This is a genomic window from Methylobacterium sp. E-005 (assembly GCF_022829725.1).
Taxonomy (GTDB): domain Bacteria; phylum Pseudomonadota; class Alphaproteobacteria; order Rhizobiales; family Beijerinckiaceae; genus Methylobacterium.
In genome coordinates this window covers 1-7,136 of record NZ_JAKSYG010000013.1, presented here as the reverse complement: position 1 = coordinate 7,136, position 7,136 = coordinate 1, and the positions used below count along the sequence as shown (strand labels likewise).

7 protein-coding genes are annotated in these 7,136 nt (G+C 56.4%); 6 read left to right on the top strand and 1 reads right to left on the bottom strand.

The window, feature by feature from the left end:
- The 6 genes from MKK88_RS00255 to MKK88_RS00235 form a co-directional block, all read left to right on the top strand.
- Positions 1-1,404 (top strand): mannose-1-phosphate guanylyltransferase/mannose-6-phosphate isomerase (locus tag MKK88_RS00255; RefSeq protein ID WP_243996565.1); only part of this gene is annotated, 1,404 nt, incomplete at its 5' end.
- A gap of 115 nt (positions 1,405-1,519) precedes the next feature.
- Positions 1,520-3,166: a Wzz/FepE/Etk N-terminal domain-containing protein gene (locus MKK88_RS00250; protein WP_243996563.1), complete on the top strand. Its 1,647-nt coding sequence runs from the start codon at positions 1,520-1,522 to the stop codon at positions 3,164-3,166.
- A gap of 138 nt (positions 3,167-3,304) precedes the next feature.
- Positions 3,305-4,246 carry a beta-1,6-N-acetylglucosaminyltransferase gene (locus tag MKK88_RS00245; protein ID WP_243996561.1) on the top strand — a complete coding sequence of 314 codons (942 nt, stop codon included), beginning with the start codon at positions 3,305-3,307 and terminating at the stop codon, positions 4,244-4,246.
- 95 nt (positions 4,247-4,341) lie between these two features.
- On the top strand, positions 4,342-5,748 hold the full coding sequence (locus MKK88_RS00240) for a hypothetical protein (RefSeq protein WP_243996560.1): 1,407 nt from the start codon (positions 4,342-4,344) through the stop codon (positions 5,746-5,748).
- Between the two features lie 172 nt (positions 5,749-5,920).
- Positions 5,921-6,115: a transposase gene (locus MKK88_RS34190; RefSeq protein WP_409566596.1), complete on the top strand. Its 195-nt coding sequence runs from the start codon at positions 5,921-5,923 to the stop codon at positions 6,113-6,115.
- Positions 6,116-6,217: 102 nt separating this feature from the next.
- Complete coding sequence (locus MKK88_RS00235) at positions 6,218-6,412, top strand: hypothetical protein (RefSeq protein WP_243996558.1); 195 nt, start codon at positions 6,218-6,220, stop codon at positions 6,410-6,412.
- A 27-nt stretch (positions 6,413-6,439) separates the two neighbouring features.
- On the opposite strand, the gene MKK88_RS00230 is transcribed toward MKK88_RS00235, so the two are convergent.
- On the bottom strand, positions 6,440-6,613 hold the full coding sequence (locus tag MKK88_RS00230) for a hypothetical protein (RefSeq protein WP_243996557.1): 174 nt from the start codon (positions 6,611-6,613) through the stop codon (positions 6,440-6,442).
- Positions 6,614-7,136: the final 523 nt, after the last annotated feature.

The following is a 7,136-nucleotide window of genomic DNA, read 5'->3' as shown; positions in this document are numbered from 1 at the left end:
CCGATGATCCTCTGCGGGGGGACGGGGACGCGCCTGTGGCCGGCCTCGCGCGAGAGCATGCCGAAGCAGTTCGCCAAGCTGGTGGACGCGAAGGTCTCGACCTTCCAGGCCAGCCTGGAGCGCGTTGCCGACGCGGGCGTGTTTGCCAAGCCGACCGTGATCGCCTCGGCCGAGGCCCGGTTCATCGTCGCCGAGCAGCGCGACCAGCTGGGTCTCACCGCCGACATCCTGCTCGAGCCGCAGGGCCGCGACTCCGCCGCCGCCGTGGCGGTGGCCGCGCTGCACGCCGCCGCGAGCGACCCGCGGGCCGTCGTGCTGGTCATGGCCGCCGATCACGTCGTGCCCGACATCGCCGCCTTCGTGGACGCCGTGCGGCGCGCGGCGGAGGGCGCACGGGCCGGCTACACCATGACGCTCGGCATCGAGCCCGATCGCCCGGCCACCGATTACGGCTACATCCGCCGCGGCGAGCCGATCCACGAGGCGCCGGGAGCGGCCCGCGTCGCCCGCTTCGTCGAGAAGCCCGACCGGGCCGGCGCCGACGCGCTGATCACCGAGGGCGCCCTGTGGAACTCCGGCTACTTCCTGTTCCGCGCCGACCTGATGCTGGCCGAACTCGAGACCTTCGCCCCGGCCGTGCTGGAGGCCGCCCGTGCCGCCTACGAGGCGGCCGTGTCCGACCTCGACTTCGTGCGGCTCGATGCCGAGGCCTTCGCCCGGGCCCCCAAGATCTCGATCGACTACGCCGTGATGGAGCGGACCGCCACGGCCGGCGTGCTGCCGGTGTCGTTCGCGTGGTCGGACGTCGGCACCTGGGATGCGGTCTGGCAGGTCCTGGACCACGATGAGGCCGGCAACGCGGTGCGCGGCCGGGTGTCGTTGATCGGGACGCGGAACAGCCTGGTGCACAGCCAGGGCGGTGGCCTGACCGCGGTGGTCGGCCTGGAGGACGTGGTCGTGGTCTCGACCCCCGACGCGGTGCTGGTGGCCTCCAAGGCGCATTCGGGTCAGGTCAAGGAGTTGGTCAACGCCCTGCGGGCCTCGGGCGAGCCCGAGGCGGACGCGCATCTGCGGATGTACCGCCCCTGGGGCTGGTATCAGCGGATCGACCTCGGCGAGCGCTTCCAGGTGAAGCGGATCCAGGTGGTGCCGGGCGGGCGGCTGTCGCTGCAGAAGCACTACCACCGTGCCGAGCACTGGGTGGTGGTGCGCGGCACGGCCGAGGTGACCGTGGACGAGCGGGTGACGCTGGTCCACGAGAACGAGGCGATCTACCTGCCGATCGGCTCGATGCATCGCCTCGCCAACCCCGGCAAGATCCCGCTGGAACTGATCGAGGTGCAGGTCGGCTCCTATACCGGCGAGGACGACATCATCCGCGTCGAGGATATCTACGGACGGTGAGGTCACTTGACTGTCATAGCACAATTGACCTTTAGACCCGGAGATAGATTAATATTGATCGTCCGCCAAAAATTTGCGCCATAATGTTTCTTAATACGTAAAAGGTTGGCCGTTTATGATTGATCATACCCCGATGACTGGTGCGAATGCGACGATGTACAGCGAACCTAACTATCGGCATTCGTCGCAGGGCGTCGGCCCATCGATTGAGAATTTCATACGACTAATATTAAGATCGAAGACTTTCCTCGTCGGCTGGATAGTGCTGTGCCTGATCCTTGCCGCTATCTATATAAACATTACTGCGCCGGTCTATACCGCGAGCGGAACGCTCCTCCTCGACCCTCGGCGAAGCGCGACGATCGCCTCCGATACGTCAAGCTTAGCGTCGCAAGTTAATCTCGATAACGCGCAGGCCGAAAGCCAGCTTCAAGTTGTGCGATCAGAGCGGCTGCTAAAAAAAGTCTTCGATGATCTCAGCTTGCAGAATAATGATGAGCTGCACCCAAAAACCGTGAGTTTTCGGCAGCGTTTACAAGATGGGCTATTTCCGCATGGGGCCGATCCCGCCGATCAAGATCCCAATCGCAAAGAACGAGAAGCGGCCGCTGCTTTTCAAAATTTTGTATCTCGTGTGGGCGCACGTCGTATCGGGCAATCATACGTCATTGAAGTCTCATATACGTCATCGAGTCCAACCGAAGCGCGACGCCTCGCAAATGCTGTCCTCTCCGCGTTTCTGGGGCAACAAATATCGTATAAACTGGCTGCTGCCCAGAATGGAGCGGAGTACCTCCAGGGGCGGATCAATTCTCTCAACAACCAATTGAAAGCTGCAGACCAAGCCATAGCAGAGGGGCGGGTCCCAAACAATTATATGCCCGATGCTGACGCTCGTATCATCGGGGCGGCCTCCGAACCCCTTGGAAGGGCTTGGCCCAAAAGCGGGCTCATAATGGCCGCTGCCGTTTCTTTCGGAATCTTTACTGGGGTATTGTTCGTCATCGTATTAGCCAGTCTCGATAAAAAAATAAGATCATCCTCTCAAATCGAAGAGCTTTTGGGCTTGAAGGTTATCGAGTGTGGAATATCCAAAGATCTGAGAGCGGACCTCCTGAAATTAGCGAAAGAATTGAACAACGACCGAGCCGATCAAGTCCAGAAGATAATGATAGACACATCGATCCGGAAGTTGACAACCGAGGTCGAGCTGGCCATTGCCCACAGGGCCCACTGGTCCGTTGGGTTTGTATCGTGCAGCCAAAATTTCCTCGCGCCGTTTATGGTCGAGAGCTTTTATAATATCAAGCGACGCCATAGCGGCCTCGTTATTTTGATTGATTTATTTGACAACATGCGAGAGCATTTCATCGCGGGGATCAGAGGAGGGCGACCGATCTTGTCCAACGCGGAGGAACTGGATCGCAGCGTCGGCTTTCATGTCGAGCCTTTCCCGATTGAGGGAGGAGGAGGGTATGTCTCAGGTGCCGAAATCAGGAAGCCTCACGACACCACAGATATGCCGCTCAACGTGGCACCGATAATTATTGAAAAAGTCAATCAGGTCGCATCGGTCATCGTCGATCTGGGGCATGCCGACGCAGGAACTGGATATCTCGCTGCTATCGGCGCAGTCGATCACGTCTTTATCGTATGCGAAAGCGGAAAGACTACGATTGGCGAGTTATCGGAGGTGAGGCGCAATATCTTGAGGCGAAACGCGCGATCAGATATTCACGTAATTCTGTTTTCTCGACAGTAAATGAATTGCGGTGAATATCGGCCCCATTTAAAAGCTTATCATGACTGTGGAATTATTAAAGGACGCACTGCCGACCAAAATCAGATTGTTTTTGAATTTTAAAAAGGGGCTAAGACAAAATGAAGGTGGAGTCGTAGGATGGCGTTGAGTACTGGGGCCCGCTCACAGACAAAGCTTGCTTATGTTGTACTGGCGCATTCCGATCCGCAGTTGTTCGGCCGCCTCATGAAGCGTATCGCGAACCCCTCTGTATCCTGCTTCGTTCATGTTGACGCGAAATCGCCAGCCGAGCCGTTCATCCGTGCTGCGACTGGAATTCCACGCATCAAGTTCGTAGAGCCGAGGCTTCGCGTGATGTGGGCCGGGTTCAGTCAAGTGGAATCAACGCTTTTATCGATCCGCGAGGCAATCAATGAGACCGGTGACGAATGTACACACATCGTCATCATTTCAGGCGCAGACTATCCCCTTGCCAACAACGAGGAAATTATCGAATTTTTCCAAAGCCGTAAACGGCAGCAGTTCATCCGGCGATTCCTTGTGGCTGACTGCGGCGATGAGCGCCAGTTATGGAGAGTTAAAGGACGACACTTTCGAGAGTTGGCCGATCGATTTACGCATAAAAGAAAGCCATTATATGCTTTAGAACAACTCCTAAAGTTTTGGCCGAGGGATATTCCGACAGAGTTTCAAGTGGCTCTCGGCTCTAACTGGGTTGCATTAACCCGCGAGTGCGCATTATTTTGTCTCGAAGAAGCAGAGAGAAACGCAAGCTTGAAAAGTTTTTTCCGCCCCGCTTTTGGGCCGGATGAGATGTTCTTACATACGATCGTTCAGAATTCAAGATTCGTAGACGAAGCGTCGCCTGTCGAGTCGTACGTCGATATTACCGGGCCAGGCGGCCCGTTTTACTATGGCAATGTCCACGCTTTAGTTCCCAAAGTCCCAATCGTGGATGTCGAGGACGCAAAACTGATCGTGAAGAATCGAGGCTGCAAGTTATTTACGCGCAAGCTTTCTTCGGAACTATCAGGGGATGTATTAGATTATCTGGACCAAGTAGCAGGTGTCGCAATTTGAAGGCGGATTTTCATTCATGAAGCCGTGATCCCGTAGCCGCTCGCGATCTTTGCAAAACTGGAGAGGTTATCTCTGATACAAAGAGGATACTGGTTTTGAATATAGCACCGATCGGATTGATCACAATTGTCCTAGGTATTGCCTGTTTGCAGTTTGGGCAGAAAGCGTCGCTTTATGTTTTTCTGCTTACCTCTCTTCTCGGTGCCGCGTCGGCGATCACACTCGGTGCTGGCGGGCAAATACAGCCGGTCCATCTATTTTTGATCTTTCTACTCCCATATTTGATTTTTTCGAAAAATAAATGCGCCAATGCGCTAGAGATTATAACTTTTCCACGTCCGGGTTTTTGGCTGCTTAGCTTTCTTATAATGTCGGTCTTAACCGCCTATTTTTATCCCCGTATTTTCGAAGGTGCGACTAACACGTTCGCGCTGGGAAGCTCCGAGGGGGGGCAAACGCTTATGCTGACGCCACTTGCCCCAGGGGGAAGTAACACGACCCAATCGATCTACTGTGTAGCCAATCTGCTTTGTTTCGTCGTCGTTGTTAGTATCCTCGACTCCCGACGGCATATCGTCGATCTTCAAACTGGCTTTCTGATTTATGGATCTGCAAACATAATATTTGCAATTTTGGATATTGCGACCTTTTATTCGGGGACCGAGCCCATTCTTCTGGTGATAAGAAATACGAGTTATGTTTTGCACGTCGATGAGATATCGAATGGCTTGAAGCGGATAGCGGGCTCTTTTACGGAGGCATCCTCTTTCTCAACGGCGACAATCGGGGTGCTTGGATATACAAGTGTACTCTGGTTGTATGGCGTGAGAAGTGTTTGGTCTGGATCCGTCGCGCTCATTTCGCTGATTATGCTTCTTGCGTCGACGTCTTCGACCGCGATCGTCTGCGCACCGGTCGTTCTAGGGGTGCTCTATCTATTGGCATTGAAAGAAGCCGCGACATCTCGTACGTCTCAAAATGCTAAGACACTGGTCATCGCGCTTCCCACATTGGTTTTGTTTGTTGTATTTGTTCTTGCCATTAATAAATCTTATCTGGACGGATTGAACGATTTTCTCGGAACGCTGATATATGAAAAGGCACAGAGCCAATCCGGATTGGAGCGCGCAGGATGGAATGCTGCTGCTCTTCAAAATTTTTATGACACCCGATTTCTTGGCGCAGGATTGGGAAGCGTGAGAGCTTCGAGTTTTGTTCTAGCCCTTCTCTCTAACGTTGGAGTTCCGGGTTCAATCCTGTTTTTGCTATTTCTATTGGCGGTGTTTTTCCGAAAATCCGACGGCGCCGATGGGCTTTCGCCAGCTCGGTTAGGTGCTAAGCTCGGAATGTTTGGGCTACTTTTGTCTTCCGCTGTTTCCGGTGCGCTTGTCGATCTGGGATTCCAGTTTTATTTATTCGCTGCATTGGCTTGTTCTGGCAGTGAGCTGAATTGGCCACGCGTACGATATCCCGAACGACTGAGTGCGACAGTCCGTGCGTGATCTGGGCAGGCGTTAGTCAGCGGCGATTCTAAGGTGTCAGCTGAACCAAGCTGTTGCGGGTTTGTCATCCTGTGATTTCAGGCCACTGTTTTGCAGCATGGGGGCGGAGACGGCGTACCTTTCCTACCTCCCGAATGAGCAGGGAGCGTGATGAGACCGGTCCTGCGCAAGCATAAACCCGGAACCGGCGCGGAAAGGTAACCGGCAGATCATCCGTGGCACTATGTATGGCGTCACATCGGGTCGCCGCCAGCGCGATTGTCCTGCCGCCTACGGCCGGCAAACCACGGTCTACAATCGCTTCAGTCGCTGGTCGCGGCGTGGCTTCTGGAAGGCGATGTTTCCGGCGTTGGCGAAAGCGGGATGAGTCGGCGCTGCAGCCGCCTTCGCCATCAGCTACGTTTAGGCCCCTCGTTCCGGCCGTTGCGGTAAAGGGGTTGGGAACCCAATGGCTGGAGTTGGAAGTTCCTTGGCAGAAACGTTCGACGCTGGCGAGGATGGCGTCGGCGGATTTGGTCCAGACGAGAGGGTTCGGACCAACGTCGGTGTGGTTGATGTCGCCGTGGATCGCGCCCTCAAGATCGTCGGTCCGTTTGAAGGCGCCGCGCTGCATGCGTTGGCGGGTGAGACGTGCGAGCCAGCCCTGGTCGGTATTAGGCCATGAGGCGGATATCGAAGTGAACTACAACTGCTAGCTTGGGCGCTTCAACGACGCGTCGTGGATGAGGCTTCTTTCGTCGGTGACGACGTCGTCGAGCACGAGGTCACTGTTACGGTCCCTCGACCAGTTCGCTTCGATCTTTTTGAGGACGGCGCGGAACTCGACCGAACGATGCCGGCACGTCCGGCGGCCGAGCACGGTCATTGGGTGGCCTTCTCGGGCTGACCTTCGAGCGTCGTCGTATCATCGCCTCGCGCGCGGTGTCGTCGCAGGCAAGCGGGGCACCGGATCGTGGCAGGTCGGCGAGACCGTCGAGGCAGTGGGCGAGGATGCGAGCGGACGGTCGGAGCGGGTTCGCTCAGGGCTTGGATCTGGCTCTTCTCATCGATGGATGGCACCACTGCATGGGCGGGTGGGATCATGGTGAGGCCGACGACATCGTCGACCTTGGCGACGTAGGCGGGGTTGCGCGAGCGCTTGAACGGGCCCCGCCGATGCGTTTGGAGGCGGTGCGCGTCCCAGATCCGCGGCCCGCGGCGCGCAACAAGATCCCGACAGCGCTGGCGACGGCTTGGCCGGCCCAGTGTGTCAAACAGCGTTGAACATTGACCCTGGATCGGCGTCGAACTTTGGCTCTGACTCATTCTCGCTGACGCCGGCGGCGTTGAGGTTGCGGATATCTACGATGGAGCCGCAGCATGCGCCCCCGCTTCAGGCCGTCGAGCCT